15 protein-coding genes are annotated in these 13411 nt (G+C 44.1%); 11 read left to right on the forward strand and 4 right to left on the reverse strand.

Annotated features, from left to right (window positions below):
* The first annotated feature begins 4 nt into the window (after window positions 1-4).
* The 7 genes from RIC07_RS21430 to leuD all read left to right on the forward strand — a co-directional run bounded on the left by RIC07_RS21430 (window position 5) and on the right by leuD (window position 7138).
* Window positions 5-703 carry a hypothetical protein gene (locus RIC07_RS21430; RefSeq protein ID WP_446396293.1) on the forward strand — a complete coding sequence of 233 codons (699 nt, stop codon included), beginning with the start codon at window positions 5-7 and terminating at the stop codon, window positions 701-703.
* Entirely contained in the window at window positions 681-1703 is a 1023-nt protein-coding gene (locus RIC07_RS21435) for a ComEC/Rec2 family competence protein (RefSeq protein ID WP_446396294.1), read from the forward strand. Before RIC07_RS21430 ends, RIC07_RS21435 begins: the two co-directional genes overlap by 23 nt.
* A gap of 213 nt (window positions 1704-1916) precedes the next feature.
* Window positions 1917-3320, forward strand: a complete 1404-nt coding sequence (gene leuC / locus RIC07_RS21440) for a 3-isopropylmalate dehydratase large subunit (RefSeq protein ID WP_446396295.1) — start codon at window positions 1917-1919, stop codon at window positions 3318-3320.
* A 906-nt stretch (window positions 3321-4226) separates the two neighbouring features.
* Entirely contained in the window at window positions 4227-4604 is a 378-nt protein-coding gene (locus RIC07_RS21445; protein ID WP_446396296.1) for a hypothetical protein, read from the forward strand.
* 127 nt (window positions 4605-4731) lie between these two features.
* Window positions 4732-5868 carry an AAA family ATPase gene (locus RIC07_RS21450; protein ID WP_446396297.1) on the forward strand — a complete coding sequence of 379 codons (1137 nt, stop codon included), beginning with the start codon at window positions 4732-4734 and terminating at the stop codon, window positions 5866-5868.
* Window positions 5858-6448: a hypothetical protein gene (locus tag RIC07_RS21455; protein WP_446396298.1), complete on the forward strand. Its 591-nt coding sequence runs from the start codon at window positions 5858-5860 to the stop codon at window positions 6446-6448. The genes RIC07_RS21450 and RIC07_RS21455 overlap by 11 nt, the downstream gene beginning before the upstream one ends.
* A gap of 87 nt (window positions 6449-6535) precedes the next feature.
* Window positions 6536-7138: a 3-isopropylmalate dehydratase small subunit gene (leuD, locus tag RIC07_RS21460; protein ID WP_446396299.1), complete on the forward strand. Its 603-nt coding sequence runs from the start codon at window positions 6536-6538 to the stop codon at window positions 7136-7138.
* A 172-nt stretch (window positions 7139-7310) separates the two neighbouring features.
* Here leuD and RIC07_RS21465 read toward each other — a convergent pair whose 3' ends face one another.
* The 3 genes from RIC07_RS21465 to RIC07_RS21475 form a co-directional block, all read right to left on the reverse strand.
* Window positions 7311-7664 carry a hypothetical protein gene (locus tag RIC07_RS21465; RefSeq protein ID WP_446385975.1) on the reverse strand — a complete coding sequence of 118 codons (354 nt, stop codon included), beginning with the start codon at window positions 7662-7664 and terminating at the stop codon, window positions 7311-7313.
* Window positions 7665-7792: 128 nt separating this feature from the next.
* Window positions 7793-9070, reverse strand: a complete 1278-nt coding sequence (locus tag RIC07_RS21470; protein WP_446396300.1) for a S41 family peptidase — start codon at window positions 9068-9070, stop codon at window positions 7793-7795.
* Between the two features lie 230 nt (window positions 9071-9300).
* A complete protein-coding gene (locus RIC07_RS21475) occupies window positions 9301-9534 on the reverse strand; it encodes a helix-turn-helix domain-containing protein (RefSeq protein WP_446381849.1) in 234 nt (77 codons plus the stop codon).
* Window positions 9535-9641: 107 nt separating this feature from the next.
* On the opposite strand from RIC07_RS21475, the gene RIC07_RS21480 reads away from it, so the two are divergent.
* The gene (locus tag RIC07_RS21480) at window positions 9642-9896 is read left to right on the forward strand and encodes a hypothetical protein (protein ID WP_446396301.1); all 255 of its coding nucleotides are present in this window, start codon (window positions 9642-9644) and stop codon (window positions 9894-9896) included.
* An 839-nt stretch (window positions 9897-10735) separates the two neighbouring features.
* On the opposite strand, the gene RIC07_RS21485 is transcribed toward RIC07_RS21480, so the two are convergent.
* A complete protein-coding gene (locus RIC07_RS21485; protein ID WP_446396302.1) occupies window positions 10736-11629 on the reverse strand; it encodes a D-alanyl-D-alanine carboxypeptidase in 894 nt (297 codons plus the stop codon).
* Window positions 11630-12237: 608 nt separating this feature from the next.
* Between RIC07_RS21485 and RIC07_RS21490 the strand changes: the two genes are divergently transcribed.
* From RIC07_RS21490 to RIC07_RS21500, 3 genes are read left to right on the forward strand one after another with little or no spacing between them, the layout of a single operon-like run.
* Window positions 12238-12555 carry a DsrH/TusB family sulfur metabolism protein gene (locus RIC07_RS21490; RefSeq protein ID WP_446396303.1) on the forward strand — a complete coding sequence of 106 codons (318 nt, stop codon included), beginning with the start codon at window positions 12238-12240 and terminating at the stop codon, window positions 12553-12555.
* A gap of 19 nt (window positions 12556-12574) precedes the next feature.
* Window positions 12575-12985 (forward strand): DsrE/DsrF/TusD sulfur relay family protein, encoded by a 411-nt coding sequence (locus tag RIC07_RS21495; RefSeq protein WP_446396304.1) that lies wholly within the window; start codon window positions 12575-12577, stop codon window positions 12983-12985.
* A gap of 20 nt (window positions 12986-13005) precedes the next feature.
* A complete protein-coding gene (locus RIC07_RS21500; RefSeq protein WP_006103800.1) occupies window positions 13006-13386 on the forward strand; it encodes a DsrE family protein in 381 nt (126 codons plus the stop codon).
* Window positions 13387-13411 lie beyond the last annotated feature (25 nt).

The following is a 13411-nucleotide window of genomic DNA, read 5'->3' on the forward strand; positions in this document are numbered from 1 at the left end:
TGTTATGACAGTTATTCAATCTAATCAAAAAATAGCGATAGTTGATGATGCAGCAGACTTAGCAGAAGCAACTGGCTGGGAAGTAGAGGACGCTGGGTATGAACCCTTTTTAGTCGTCAAGGGACATTTTACAAACGTCAATGATTTAGCATCAGTTATTTTAGAAAAGACTCAAGGTGCTATTTGTGATAATCGCTTGACTAATTCTGGACTGGCTAATTTTTCGGGTGCTGAATTAGTTGCTACCTTGTATGATCGGAAGTTTCCTTCATTACTGATATCTCAGTTTGTAGAAATTGACACTTCTTCTTCCATTAGAAAATGGAGACGAAAAATTCCTGTCTTGTTAAGTCGAGACAAAGCAAATGCATCAAGTATCACCAAAGGAATTGAAGCTTGTCAACAAGAACTTAGCGGTTATCTGCCAATTACCAGAAAACCTTATAGAACATTAGTAAGAATTGTTGACCTTGATCAAGCATCTCATGAGCCTGTTGTCGATGCAATTGTCCCTGGTTGGAATCCTCATAAAGCCATCCGTTTTCCAGCTTCACTGATTCCTGAGACTATTCGGTCTGATGCATTAAAAAAAGGTGTCCGTCTATTTGCTCACGTTAATATTGGAGCTGATAAGGCTGATGATTTATACTTCGATAAATTTGAGTTAGCACCTGAGCCAGATGACGATGATGGACTTGCCTGAACTTATTATTGTAGATGTTGGTCACGGTAATTGTGCTGTTATCCGAGATACAGAGGGTGTGGTTGTTATTGATTGTCCCTATGGCAATACATTAAAGGAAATTATTGAGTATAAAGAGATTCAAGAAATTTCCCATATTTTAATTTCTCATGCAGATGCAGACCATATTGCCGGTATTGTCAATTTGCTATTAGATGAGAATATCAGGATACACAATGTTCATTTAAATCCTGATGCAAATAAAAATAGTGCCATTTGGCAGGATCTACGAATTGCTTTAAAAGATGCCCGCAAACGTTTTGGAACGACAGTGTCAACAGAACTAACCACAACCAAGACAGGACAATTAAACATTGGTCAAGTAGAGATACAAGTTCTGGCTCCAACACCTGAATTGATACTTGATGGTGTTAGGAGAAAAGATTTACAAGAACGGGGATTGAGTTCAAACTCCATATCTGTTGTGATTGGCATAGTCCACAATTCTCACCGAGTCGCCATATTAGCGGCAGATATTGACAAAATAGGATTAGAAAATCTGCTACAGGACGAACCTGATATCAGCACTGATATACTTATCTTCCCTCATCATGGCGGAAAACCGGGTGGTGCAGATGGCAAAACATTTGCTCAAGAGTTATGTAATTTGACCAAACCCAAATTGATAATCTTTTCAATTGATCGCAATCGTTTCAATAATCCTCGTGAAGAAATCATAGAAGGGATAAGTGTATCGGTTCCAGAGGCTCATATTTTGTGTACTCAGCTATCCAAACAATGTGCTGAAAATCTGCCTAGTTCTGAACCAGCCCATTTAAGCCGTCTTCCGGCTAAAGGATTGTTAAAAAACAGTTGTTGTGGAGGAACTGTCTCAGTCCATATAAATGGCGGAAGAACAACTTATACTAAAATTGATTTGCACAAAGCGTTCATTGATGCTCAAGTGCCTACCCCAATATGTCGGAAGTTTAAACCAAGATCTCAGTCCGATTCTAGGTAGGACTTGCTGCAACAATTAGAAACCCCTATAAAGGTCTAGAGAGAGATTATGGGAGCTTATGGGGAAAACTTCAATTCAAGTTGACACCAGTGGACATGTCGTCCCTCTACAGATGCCGAAAAATGTCATACTCGCGATAAAATAGAAGGCTCCAGCATCTATGCCTATAGGTGACTGGTGATTATCCTTAAATCCTATAACGACCTTTTGCAGATGAGCGAGAGAACACTATTCGATAAAGTTTGGGACTACCACACCGTCGGTACTTTGCCTTCGGGTCAAACTCAACTCTTTATTGGTTTACACTTAATCCACGAAGTCACCAGCCCCCAAGCCTTTGGTATGCTGCGGGAAAGGGGATTAAAGGTGCTGTATCCCGATCGCACGGTGGCGACTGTGGATCATATCGTTCCCACCGAAAATCAGGCGCGTCCTTTTGCGGATGTGTTAGCCGAAGAGATGATGCAGGTGTTGGAGCAAAGTTGTAAAGATTATGGTATCCGCTTCTATAATATAGGATCGGGGAATCAGGGGATTGTCCATGTGATTGCCCCAGAACAGGGATTAACCCAACCCGGAATGACGATCGCCTGCGGGGATTCTCATACTTCAACTCATGGCGCCTTTGGTGCGATCGCGTTTGGAATTGGTACGTCTCAAGTTCGGGATGTCCTCGCCTCGCAAACCCTCGCCCTGTCTAAACTTAAGGTTCGCAAAATTGAAGTTAACGGCAAACTTCCTCCCGGTGTTTACGCCAAGGATGTGATTCTGCACATTATCCGCACCCTAGGCGTCAAAGGTGGCGTTGGCTACGCTTATGAATATGCTGGCACAACCTTTGAGCAGATGACGATGGAAGAACGGATGACAGTGTGCAATATGTCCATTGAAGGCGGTGCCCGATGTGGTTATATTAATCCTGATCCGGTCACGTATGAGTATCTCAAAGGGCGAGATTTTGCGCCGAAAGGGGAAGACTGGGATAAAGCGGTGGAATGGTGGAACAGTATGCGTTCCGATGATGATGCCGTTTATGATGATATCGTCACCTTTGATGCGGCGGAGATTGCACCAACAGTAACCTGGGGAATTACACCGGGACAGGGAATTGCCGTAAATGAAGCGATTCCCATACCTGATAGCTTACCCGAATCAGAACGTGCGATCGCCGAAGAAGCCTATCGTTATATGCAGCTTATCCCTGGTGCGCCAATCCAGGGGACAAAAGTAGATGTCTGTTTTATTGGAAGTTGCACCAATGGACGATTGACAGATTTACGAGAAGCCGCCCAATTTGCCCAAGGAAAGCGAGTTGCACAAGGGGTGAAGGCGTTTGTTGTTCCGGGTTCAGAACGAGTCAAAAAAGACGCCGAAGCCGAAGGATTGGATAAAATCTTTGTGGAAGCGGGGTTTGAGTGGCGCGAACCCGGATGTTCTATGTGTTTGGCGATGAATCCGGATAAGTTACAAGGGGATCAAATTAGTGCATCCTCCTCAAACCGTAATTTTAAAGGGCGTCAGGGTTCAGCTACGGGACGCACGCTGTTAATGAGTCCAGCAATGGTAGTCGCGGCGGCGGTTAACGGGAAGGTTTCTGATGTTAGACAGTTATTGTGAGTAGCCAGCCAGCCAGCCAGCCAGCCAAGAACTCAAGTTCTGGCTGAAAGCTAAAACCAGTTAAAACGGGTTCAAAGCCTTTAATGGAGTAAGCTTGAGCCAATTTTATGTAGTGGCGTGGCACACCTTAATTGATGAATTAACCATTAGCCCGGAAACCGTAGGGGCGCATGGCGTGCGCCCGATTCAATGGTAAAATCTATTCCACAATTTTAGCTGAGTCACGCCAGTAGTGGTTCGGCACACCTTAATTGATGAATTAACCATTAGCCCGGAAACCGTAGGGGCGCATGGCGTGCGCCCGATTCAATGGTAAAATCTATTCCACAATTTTAGCTGAGTCACGCCAGTAGTGGTTCGGCACACCTAATTGGAGGAATTAACCATTAGCCCGGAAACCGTAGGGGCGCATGGCGTGCGCCCGATTCAATGGTAAAATCTATTCCACAATTTTAGCTGTGTCAGTCCAGTAGTGGCGTGGCACACCTTAATTGATGAATTAACCATTAGCCCGGAAACCGTAGGGGCGCATGGCGTGCGCCCGACTCAATGGTAAAAGCTATTCCACCATTTTAGCTGGGTCACGCCAGTAGTGGTTCGGCACACCTAATTGGAGGAATTAACCATTAGCCCGGAAACCGTAGGGGCGCATGGCGTGCGCCCGATTCAATGGTAAAATCTATTCCACAATTTTAGCTGGGTCACGCCGCGATCGCGGGCAAGTATTATAACGCGGGAAACGCTTATATTAGAGGTAGTGAATCTTGCCCACCGAGCGAGTCATGTGGGGTGTATTACCAATTTTGCCAGATCTCAGTTAAAACGGGTTGAAATTCAATTATAGAGTAAACCGTTTTAGCCGGAAATTGCTTTCCAGGCTGATGTTACAGCAACGGAGGAAATACTATGAATATCAGAGCGATCGCGCTTGCTACCATTCTCGGTCTATCTGCGCCTACAATTACCGAGTTTATCATTAAAACACCTGTCGTCGCCCAAGCTAGGGTTCCTCTGGGGACATTCCAAGGGGGTGAATGGTCGGTCACGATTAACTATAGCAACAACGCCCTGACGTACTACGGTACTAATCAACGAACTGGTGATAACCTGGTTCTCCGAGGTGCGAAAGTACGGGGAAATCCTCAACGCCGCCTTTATATCTGGAACAACGGGGATTATCAGTATCAAGTCGCATGGCGACCGAATGATCCCAGAATTATTCGTCTCCAGGTATTCAATCCCGCCGGACAAGAAATTCTTAATCGCCTTCTCTATGAAAATTAGGAATGAACAGCAGTAGCTGATAAGATTAGGTAGATTGAGTAACAATACCTTAACTCAATCTACTTAATACTGTTAATTTTATATTCATGCCCAAGCTTTTTGCATCCAAATTTTAAGGAGAAAATTTATGTTAAAAAGAATCTATATAGATAACTTTAAATGTCTTGTTAATTTTGAAATAAAGCTTGAAGATAATATTAGTTTATTTCTAGGAGCTAATGGTTCTGGGAAAACCACAGTTTTCACAGCGTTACAAAGACTGCGATATTTCATTGTAGACAGGTTTGAAGTTAATCAAATTTTTCCAGGAACAGATTTAACTCGATGGGAAACTCGCTCGATCCAAAAATTTGAATTAGACATTGAAGGAAATGGAGGGATTTACAGATATTCTTTGGAAATTGAACATCAAGGCGATTATGCCCCTCCTGTAATGCATCGTGAGAGATTGAGTTTTGATGAACAACCACTATCGGATTTCAGAATTGAAATAGAGCGGGATAAACCTGTTGTGAAAGCAATAATATACTATGATTCTCCTGACCAACAAGGAGAATTTATTCCATTTGTAGACTACTCACGTTCTGTTGTAGGTTTGGTATCTGAGAGATGGGATACTCAAAAACTGACTTGGTTTAAAAAGCGGATATATCGTTTTTTACTTGTACACATTAATCCTTTTTGTATGACGGCAGAGAGTCGCCAAGAAGAGATGTATCCAGTATGGGATATGTCAAACTATGCGGCTTGGTATAGCTATCTGTCCGGGTATCAGGGTAAAATTATTGAACTAACAATGAAATTAAGACAGGTAATAGATGGATTTGATTCGTTTAAAAATGAGCCGATTGGAGAGGCGAAAATTTTATCATTATATTTCCCGAATCTCAGTAAAAAGCCTTACAAGCTTAACGAAATATCAGATGGTCAACGAGTTCTGATTGCCCTATATACCTTGATATATTGTGCGCCTGATGAAGATTATACCTTGTGTATTGATGAACCAGAAAATTATCTGGCTTTACCGGAAATACAGCCTTGGCTGAGTACAGTTTTTGATCAATGTTCAGGTGCAGATAGTCACGGACAAGCCATTTTAATCTCCCATCACCCTGCACTCATTAACTATTTGGCTAGTAGTTCTGGTTATTGGTTTGAGAGAGCCAATGAAGGAATTATACGTCTACAGTCCATTACCGACCAACAAGATACAGGATTATCTCTGGCTAAACTCATCGAACTGGGATGGATTTATGACGAGTAAAGACCATAAACCAGAAGTTGTTATTTTATGCGAAGATATTGCTCACGAACGATTCATTAGACAGTATCTTGTCTGTTGTGGATTCGAGGATCGCAAAATCAAAAATTTTCCTAATCTCAAAGGAAGGAAAGTCAAAAATAATAATGACTTCGTTATCAAGCATTATGCACCTCTGGTTAAAAGCTACAGAAGCAAAAATTTTCAAAACCGTGCCATAGTCGTGATGATTGATGCCGACACTAATAGCATAAATGACATATTGCGCTCTTTGCACATAGCATTGGATGAGCAGGAAGGCAAGTTAAATCGAGACCCAAGGTTACCTAACGAGAAAATTGCCATTTTTGTGCCAGCCCGAAATATTGAAACCTGGTTTTATTACATTAGTATTGATCGCAATTGCGATGAAATAACGGATTATAAGAATTCTCCAGAAATTAGAAAATGGGATAGCATCGATTTAGCTAAATCCTCGGCAACAAAATTATCAAGGGAAATCTGTCCTCAAGGACTTGATAGTAATGCCCTGTCTTCCTTACATCATGCCTGTGATGAGTTGCGACGACTCCTCGATGAGTAATCTGAATTTTCACCCCAACCCTTATTCAGCAAACCCTAAATACCCAAAATGGAGATATATTTTTTATAGAAAAAAAGGAGTAAATCCATGAGTCAAGTTAAAACCGTGTCAGGACGAGGCGTTCCCGTTGTGGGTAATGATATTGATACCGACAGAATTATCCCCGCTCGCTATTTGCGCTGTGTTACTTTTGAAGGATTAGGAGACAAAGCCTTTGCCGATGACCGCGCCCAGGCAAAAGGGCAACATCCGTTTGACCGCCCCCAGTATCAAGGGGCAGATATTTTAGTGGTTAACGGCAACTTCGGCTGTGGTTCTTCGCGGGAACATGCGCCCCAAGCCCTGCAAAAATGGGGCATACAAGCCATTGTCGGTGAAAGTTTTGCGGAAATTTTCTTTGGTAACTGTTTGGCAATGGGGGTTCCTTGTGTTACGGCTGAACCGGAAACCGTGAAGCAGTTACAAAGAATTTTAGAAGAGAATCCGCAAGCGCCGATAACGGTAGATTTAGAAGCCATGGAGGTTCGCTGCGGTGACTTTCAAGCTTCTGTTTCAATGCCTGAAGGGGTACGGCAAACTTTAATTACAGGAACGTGGGATAGTTGCGGACAACTGGTGAAGCAAGTTGACCAGGTTCGGGAGACAGCGGCGAAGTTGCCTTATCTGAAGTGGGATACAGCGACAGTATAGGATGGGCAACCTCTCATCTGGAATAGTAGGTTTGTAGTAGGGAACCTTAGCCCTACATGCTGCCCTAGTAACATGTGCCAACCCAACCTACTGGCGTGACACAGCTAAAATTGTGGATTAGATTTTACCATTAGATAGGGCGCAAAGCTTTGCGCCCCTACTGTTTCTGGGTTTAAGCTGCTTTTTTGAGCGAATTATTTAGCAGCACAGTACCGCTAACATCAACACTCAAGTCTTTTCCTGGCACGTATCCTTTCTGCACCAACTGTTTATAGAGGGTAAATGAAGTAATTCTGTGAATTTCCTGCATTATATCCGCAGGAATAAGATTCTCAACCGCCCAAATAACGGAGTCTGGCTCAAACCACATCACACGTTCAATACTGACAACCAACACCGCCGCAATATATTCAAGAGTCAGTTTGGTCGTTAAATCGGCAATCAGGGCTGACCCAATTTGGCTGTTGCGAGTCATGATTGCTCTCGCCATCCGGTCAGTTTCTCGGTCGAATTCCAAAGAGTTCATGCTGGGCTTTTGCGTTTTCTGCCTAGGATTTACGGGTCTGGAGTCTCCACCAGAACGCTACTGTTTCGCCAAGTATACCCAAAGATAGATGTCAGTCGGTATAAAATGTGTATAAAAATAACATAATTTCACTCTTGAACGGCTGCCAACGCCACCTCTAGCGCCCGTTCTTTTTGCGGATCAGCGCCTTGGGCATATTCTGGGGAGAAGGGAACCAGGATATCAGGTGTTACGCCTTTTCCTTCTAGTCGTTTGTCTCCATTCACGTAGACATCAGCGACGGCGACGTAAAGCAAGCTACCATCTGACATGAGAAATGGACGCCCCGCCACTACAGCGCCAGGGGTTGGCGTACCGACAACGGGTCCAATATCGAATTGCTGGAAACCATAAGCCAGAATTTCCTTAGCGCTGCGGCTTCCGCCGTTTACAATCATGACGACGGGTTTATGCCAGCCTGCGTAGTGAGTATATTTTGTACCATCCCGGAAAATCGTGGTTAAGCTTAAGTTTGGAGCGGTGTAGATGTTCAGGGCGGTGAGTGGTGAACCTCCCCATCCATCTCTTAAGTCTACGACTAGAGTGTCTGCTTGTTTGAGACGACCGTAGATGAGTTCTTCTTCAAGCTTTTCTTGATAGTCATCACTGGCATAAGACCAGATATGAATATAACCGATATTTTTACCTTGTTGTTCAATTATCTCAGTGCTGGCGTCCATGGCGTCGAGATACATGGTGGTTGTATCCAGCAATTTAGGGGTGACGGTGATTTCTTGCTGACTGTTGGGATTTGGCGATCGCTGAATTAGGATTGGTACAGGTGTACCAGCTTGATCGGCAAAGGATTCAATGGGTTGGAATGGGCGATTATCCACACTCAGAATGCGATCGCCTACCATTAATCCGGCTTCAGCGGCGGGACTTCCTTCGAGAATGGCGCTGATAAAGGTTTGGTTGTCGATCGTTTTGGTGACGATACCAATGCCAGTATATTCTAGTTTGCCATTGGGAAAGAAGGGTTTGAGTTGTTGGCGTAAGTCGCGGTTTCTGGGTGCAAAGATTCCTAAGACTTGGTAATAAGCGGGTTGGTTGGGGATGTAGAGGTGGGTGTGAGAGGTGTTGAGTTCAGACAGCATTTGATTGATTAGGGGGGCGGCGGTTTCCCTGGATTGGGTTTGGCGGATTTTGGGTTCATATTCGTCTTTGATGGTTTGCCAGTTAATGCCGTTAAAGTTGGGGTCATAAAAGTTATCGTTGACGGTTTGCCAGACTTGGTTAAAGAGTTCTGTTTGGGGATTGGTTGGTGTGGAATGGAGGGGGGAGTTGAGCCAGCTAAATAGGATTAGGCAAAGGCTAATTAGGGTGATAATTAGGCGGTGATTTCGGGGAAGGGGAAATAGTTTCATAGTGGGAGAGAGATATAAGCCTAGAACTCAAGTTCTGGCTTAAAGCTTAAACTCGTTAAAACGGGTTCACAGGTTTATCCAGTAAGTTCGATCCTTACTTTAGCTTGAAGAGGATAAGTTTATTGGCTGGCGTCCAAGTTGGCGTAAATATTGGGGTGAGAAGTTCTCGCGATCGCGCCGATTTTTTTTGTCTCAAGGCTTCACCCTCTTTCAACTGGAGTTATAAGCATTCACTCGTTTTTCGGCATCGTCAGATATAGCTGGATAAATTCTTCAGCCGCATCGGGATTAATTTGTCCTAGTGCTGTGCGAATTTCTAGGATGGTTTCACCACCAGGATCTCTGACTTCATTAACCCAACGGCTAACGTTGGCGTGTCCGACTCCCATCGCCGCCGCTAACTGATTTTGGCTGATGCCAAAGATTGATAGTGTCTGTTTGAGGGCTTTACCTGCTCTTCCCATGCTTTTGATTGTGTCAGAGAGTGATGATCCTGTAAATGTTCCAATTAGTCACAAATCGTGTTATTGTAAAAATGTGACTAATTGGAACATAAAAGAGGTGAACTCAAATGCAAGCATACTTTTTGCCGAATGAAAGTCAATTACCTTCTGCTGAGGTTTCTGTTCAGGCTTCTACTGATCCGGTGTCAGGAAAAGAATTTATCAAGGTGATGGTTATCGGTTCCCGCAAAGGAATTAACAGTATCATTAAAACGCTGCATCGCTTACGGTTTGCAGAGGTGCGAGAGTGGAGTCCACCGATTCCTTATGGTAATTCGGGAGAAATGATGAGTCTGTTACGGCGACAGATTTTCGTCGATTGAATAGTTAGTAATAGATTATAGGGGTTTTATGGGCGCAAGCCTTGCGCCCCTACAAAGTTAATGCGATTAAACTTTTAGCCCAAACTATTATGGTAAAGCTTGGTGAGTGCTATTTAGATTGATTATACAATTTACTTGCGATCGCGCTTTGTTTTTAGGGTTGTTTTGGCTGAAGATTATTGGGGTTTAGGGTTGAGAGGTGGGAGGGTGGGCTTTTTTAACGCAGAGGTTCGCAGAGGGAAAGCGCAGAGGTTCGCAGAGGGGTTGGCGGTGAGGGAAGTTTCTGATATCAATGTAGGGGCGGGTTTTACTGTTATCGTCTTTTTTTACCCGGATGTTAGTAAACCCGCCCTTTTACAAGGTGTTATTGAGCAAATGTATTAGTTGGACGGAGTGCTTACAGTATCAGATTTGGGAATCGTTCAGGACAAGGTTAGATTAATAATGATTGGAACCGAGGCACAAATATTAGGGTAGCAGTGTAGCGATCACCCCATACCAGCCCTCACCCCCAACCCCTCTCCCAAGCTTGATACTGCTGGCGAATTTAACATTCTGCCCTAGAATGACCGAAATACGTTAGAGCGGCTAACGATTTTATTGGATTTCACGCTCTTTTGTAACATTCGCCAGCAAAGTCCAAGCTTGGGAGAGGGGAGTCTCATGTCGTCGCTTTGCTCAGATTTTCTGGGCGCAAGCCTTGCGCCCCTACAAGCTGTTGGCACAAACTATCACACCCTGCTAAAACCTCTGTGCTACTGAAGCGTTAACCTCTGCGTTCTCTGTTTGCTAAACTCAACCGTTAACTTTAATTTTCGTCCGACTACTGACAGCAAAGATTACTGACAAGGCGTAAGTTGAGCCAAGCGCAAGGCAATTTCATCAATCGCCCCCACTAAAACCTGTCCCGATTGAGATGGTTGATTCACCATAATGCTAAACAAAATTTTCCCATAATAAGGATGATCTAAATACCCAGACAGACTTCTTACTCCTCGTAATGTCCCCGTTTTTGCCCGAATTCTGCCTTGAGTTTCAGGTAATCGCAAGCGATTTCTCAGGGTTCCATTCACGCCTGCAACGGGTAAGGAACGATAAAATAAATCATTCCCTTTGGCATACATCATCGCTTTTAATGTCGAGATTAATGCTTGCGGTGTGGCTACATTCTGCCGGGATAAACCTGACCCATCAACCTGTCGAAAACCATTGGGGTCAACGCCTAAAGGTGCTAACGTCTGCTTCACAGCCGAGGGTCCACCAATGTAACGCAGTAGGCTATCTGCATAGCTGTTACTGCTTCTTTGGTTGGTGACTGTCACCCATTCATCTAACGACTTTGATTGAATTAAGGCTCGCGAATCCAGCCGTTGTAAAGCGGCGGCGGTGGTAAAGAGTTTGTTATTGGAGGCGGGGATGAGAAATTGATTGGCGTTGTGACTGTAGGAAATCGCCGGATTCGATACCGATTCCACCACAATCCCCCATTTGCCCCCCGCTAAATTGGGACGATTAATGATTGAGTCGATATACAGTCCCAGAAAATCGGGACAAACCCCACTTGTTCGACGTTCCGGAGGCGGAACAAAAATTTCAATCGAGTCGGCGCTTTTGGTTAAATTAGCCGCCGTTGTCGCCCTGGCGATGCTGGGAGTCATGACATTACCCATCGCCATCACACCGACGGTGAGCATGGCTAGGGATTGCTTCTGCCAAGGATTCATTGGTTTCATCGTTTGCAAGTCTTTACAATCTGGGCATCGTGAGAGAGAGCATGAGCAAAGCGCGATCGCTAATTGAGCAAGATAACATGATGCGGCTCATTGCGGCGTGATAAGTCTGCTCTCTCTGGTGAGAATGCACGGACGTAGCATACTACGTCTCTACACCACTCCATCAATTGCCAGGAATTATCCCTGAACACTGAACACCTTAGATCAACAGGGACAGGGATTATGTTCCCGTCATTTTGATTTATGTCGTGGTTTTACTGGCTCAAACCTTTGTCCTCAGGACAGTTTGCCGTTTTTCCAGGAAACTTTCTTTTTCCGCCAATCTCCCCATCCCCCCATCACCTTAAGTTCGACACCCATGGTTGTGCCGATAACCTTACCTTATCCAGTTCCCTGTCTGAGATGACGCCGAACGGTTTCTACACAAAAATCAACATTCTTGAAAGTAGCCGATTAAAAATTAAACATTATTTAAAGAAGAACAATTGACAAACCCGCAAAAATGTGAATTAAAAATAATCTTGTCAATAAATTAAACCTGTATTATAGTTAGGAGTCCTGGCATTATTAGTGCTTGATTTGACTAATCGGTTGGAGCGCCAAACAGAATGGCAAAGTATTTCTTAATCGAATCAAGGAGTTCCTTTGATTCAACCCAAGTGACTCAAAATTATCAGTTGGCATCAGATTTAGCTAATGCCGGAAATGAAACCACCTTGTTTCTGGTGGAAAATGGCGTATTAGCCGCTCGCGCTACAGCAGCAAATGGTGTAGCCACTCTCAACACTGTCAACATATTGGCAGATGATTTTTCCCTGAGAGAACGCGGTATCTCAGAGACAGAACTAGACAATGGTGTGAAAGTGGCTAGCATTGCGGCTGTGGTTGATGCCATGGCAGAAGGACAAAAAACTATTTGGCTGTAACGTAAGATAAGCGAAAAAAATGAGTACCAAAACCTTAACGTTTTCCATTATGGATGGTCCCTTTGAACAAGCAAGGACAACCACAGCGTTCCGGATGATTCATGAGGCGCTTGATCGGGGGTATAATGTGAATGTTTTTGCTTATGAAGGGGCAGTTTCTTTAGCCTTTGCTCATCAAAAACCCCACGCGAATGCGGTTCATGGGAGAAGTGTGGAGGAAGAAGATCATCCCTTAACTAAAGATTGGATTGCCGCACTCCAGGAAAAAGCCAAAGCCAAGGGGTGTCAATTCGATTGGATTAATTGCGGGCTTTGTGTGGATGAGCGAGGTGTAAATGACGCGATTGACGGCTGTCGTCGTGGTAAACCGAGTGATTTATGGAAATGGGCGAGTGAGTCAGATGGAACGTTAATTATTGCGACGAAATAGGAAGGATTGGAGATATTAAGATGAAAGCGCTACAAATCATTGAATCTGCCTATCGCTGTACGATTGAAGAACAAGATGATCCGTCTGTTTGGATTTCTCAAGCGATGAAAGGCGCTGGTGCGGATTTAGATATTTTGCTGAGAGGGAATGCGGTGAATTATGCTGTAAGTGGACAGGATGCCTCTGGACTGGTGTTTGGGAATAAGCCACAAACTCAACCGCCTAAACTGGATCAAGATTTGCAGGGGGCAATAGAGAAGGGAATTACGGTTTATATTGTGGCAGATGATGTCAAATCTCGTGGGATTCCTGAAGGGAAAATGATTAACGGTGTGACTCAAGTGGCGGGTCAGGATTTGCCAGGGTTATTTGGTAATTACGATCAAATTTGGCATTGGTAAAAATAATGCTGGGGGCAATGGGTGA

Source organism: Coleofasciculus sp. E1-EBD-02 (assembly GCF_040218245.1).
In the GTDB taxonomy this organism is placed as follows: Bacteria; Cyanobacteriota; Cyanobacteriia; order Cyanobacteriales; family Coleofasciculaceae; genus Coleofasciculus.

Excerpts from the sequence above, each read along its gene's own strand:
- leuD (WP_446396299.1), top strand. The coding sequence starts at position 6,536 with ATGAGTCAAGTTAAAACCGTGTCAGGACGAGGCGTTCCCGTTGTGGGT.
- RIC07_RS21445 (WP_446396296.1), top strand. The coding sequence starts at position 4,227 with ATGAATATCAGAGCGATCGCGCTTGCTACCATTCTCGGTCTATCTGCG.
- RIC07_RS21490 (WP_446396303.1), top strand. The coding sequence starts at position 12,238 with ATGGCAAAGTATTTCTTAATCGAATCAAGGAGTTCCTTTGATTCAACC.
- RIC07_RS21480 (WP_446396301.1), top strand. The coding sequence starts at position 9,642 with ATGCAAGCATACTTTTTGCCGAATGAAAGTCAATTACCTTCTGCTGAG.
- leuC (WP_446396295.1), top strand. The coding sequence starts at position 1,917 with ATGAGCGAGAGAACACTATTCGATAAAGTTTGGGACTACCACACCGTC.
- RIC07_RS21470 (WP_446396300.1), bottom strand. The coding sequence starts at position 9,070 with ATGAAACTATTTCCCCTTCCCCGAAATCACCGCCTAATTATCACCCTA.
- RIC07_RS21465 (WP_446385975.1), bottom strand. The coding sequence starts at position 7,664 with ATGAACTCTTTGGAATTCGACCGAGAAACTGACCGGATGGCGAGAGCA.
- RIC07_RS21450 (WP_446396297.1), top strand. The coding sequence starts at position 4,732 with ATGTTAAAAAGAATCTATATAGATAACTTTAAATGTCTTGTTAATTTT.
- RIC07_RS21485 (WP_446396302.1), bottom strand. The coding sequence starts at position 11,629 with ATGAAACCAATGAATCCTTGGCAGAAGCAATCCCTAGCCATGCTCACC.
- RIC07_RS21455 (WP_446396298.1), top strand. The coding sequence starts at position 5,858 with ATGACGAGTAAAGACCATAAACCAGAAGTTGTTATTTTATGCGAAGAT.
- RIC07_RS21475 (WP_446381849.1), bottom strand. The coding sequence starts at position 9,534 with ATGGGAAGAGCAGGTAAAGCCCTCAAACAGACACTATCAATCTTTGGC.
- RIC07_RS21500 (WP_006103800.1), top strand. The coding sequence starts at position 13,006 with ATGAAAGCGCTACAAATCATTGAATCTGCCTATCGCTGTACGATTGAA.
- RIC07_RS21430 (WP_446396293.1), top strand. The coding sequence starts at position 5 with ATGACAGTTATTCAATCTAATCAAAAAATAGCGATAGTTGATGATGCA.
- RIC07_RS21495 (WP_446396304.1), top strand. The coding sequence starts at position 12,575 with ATGAGTACCAAAACCTTAACGTTTTCCATTATGGATGGTCCCTTTGAA.
- RIC07_RS21435 (WP_446396294.1), top strand. The coding sequence starts at position 681 with ATGACGATGATGGACTTGCCTGAACTTATTATTGTAGATGTTGGTCAC.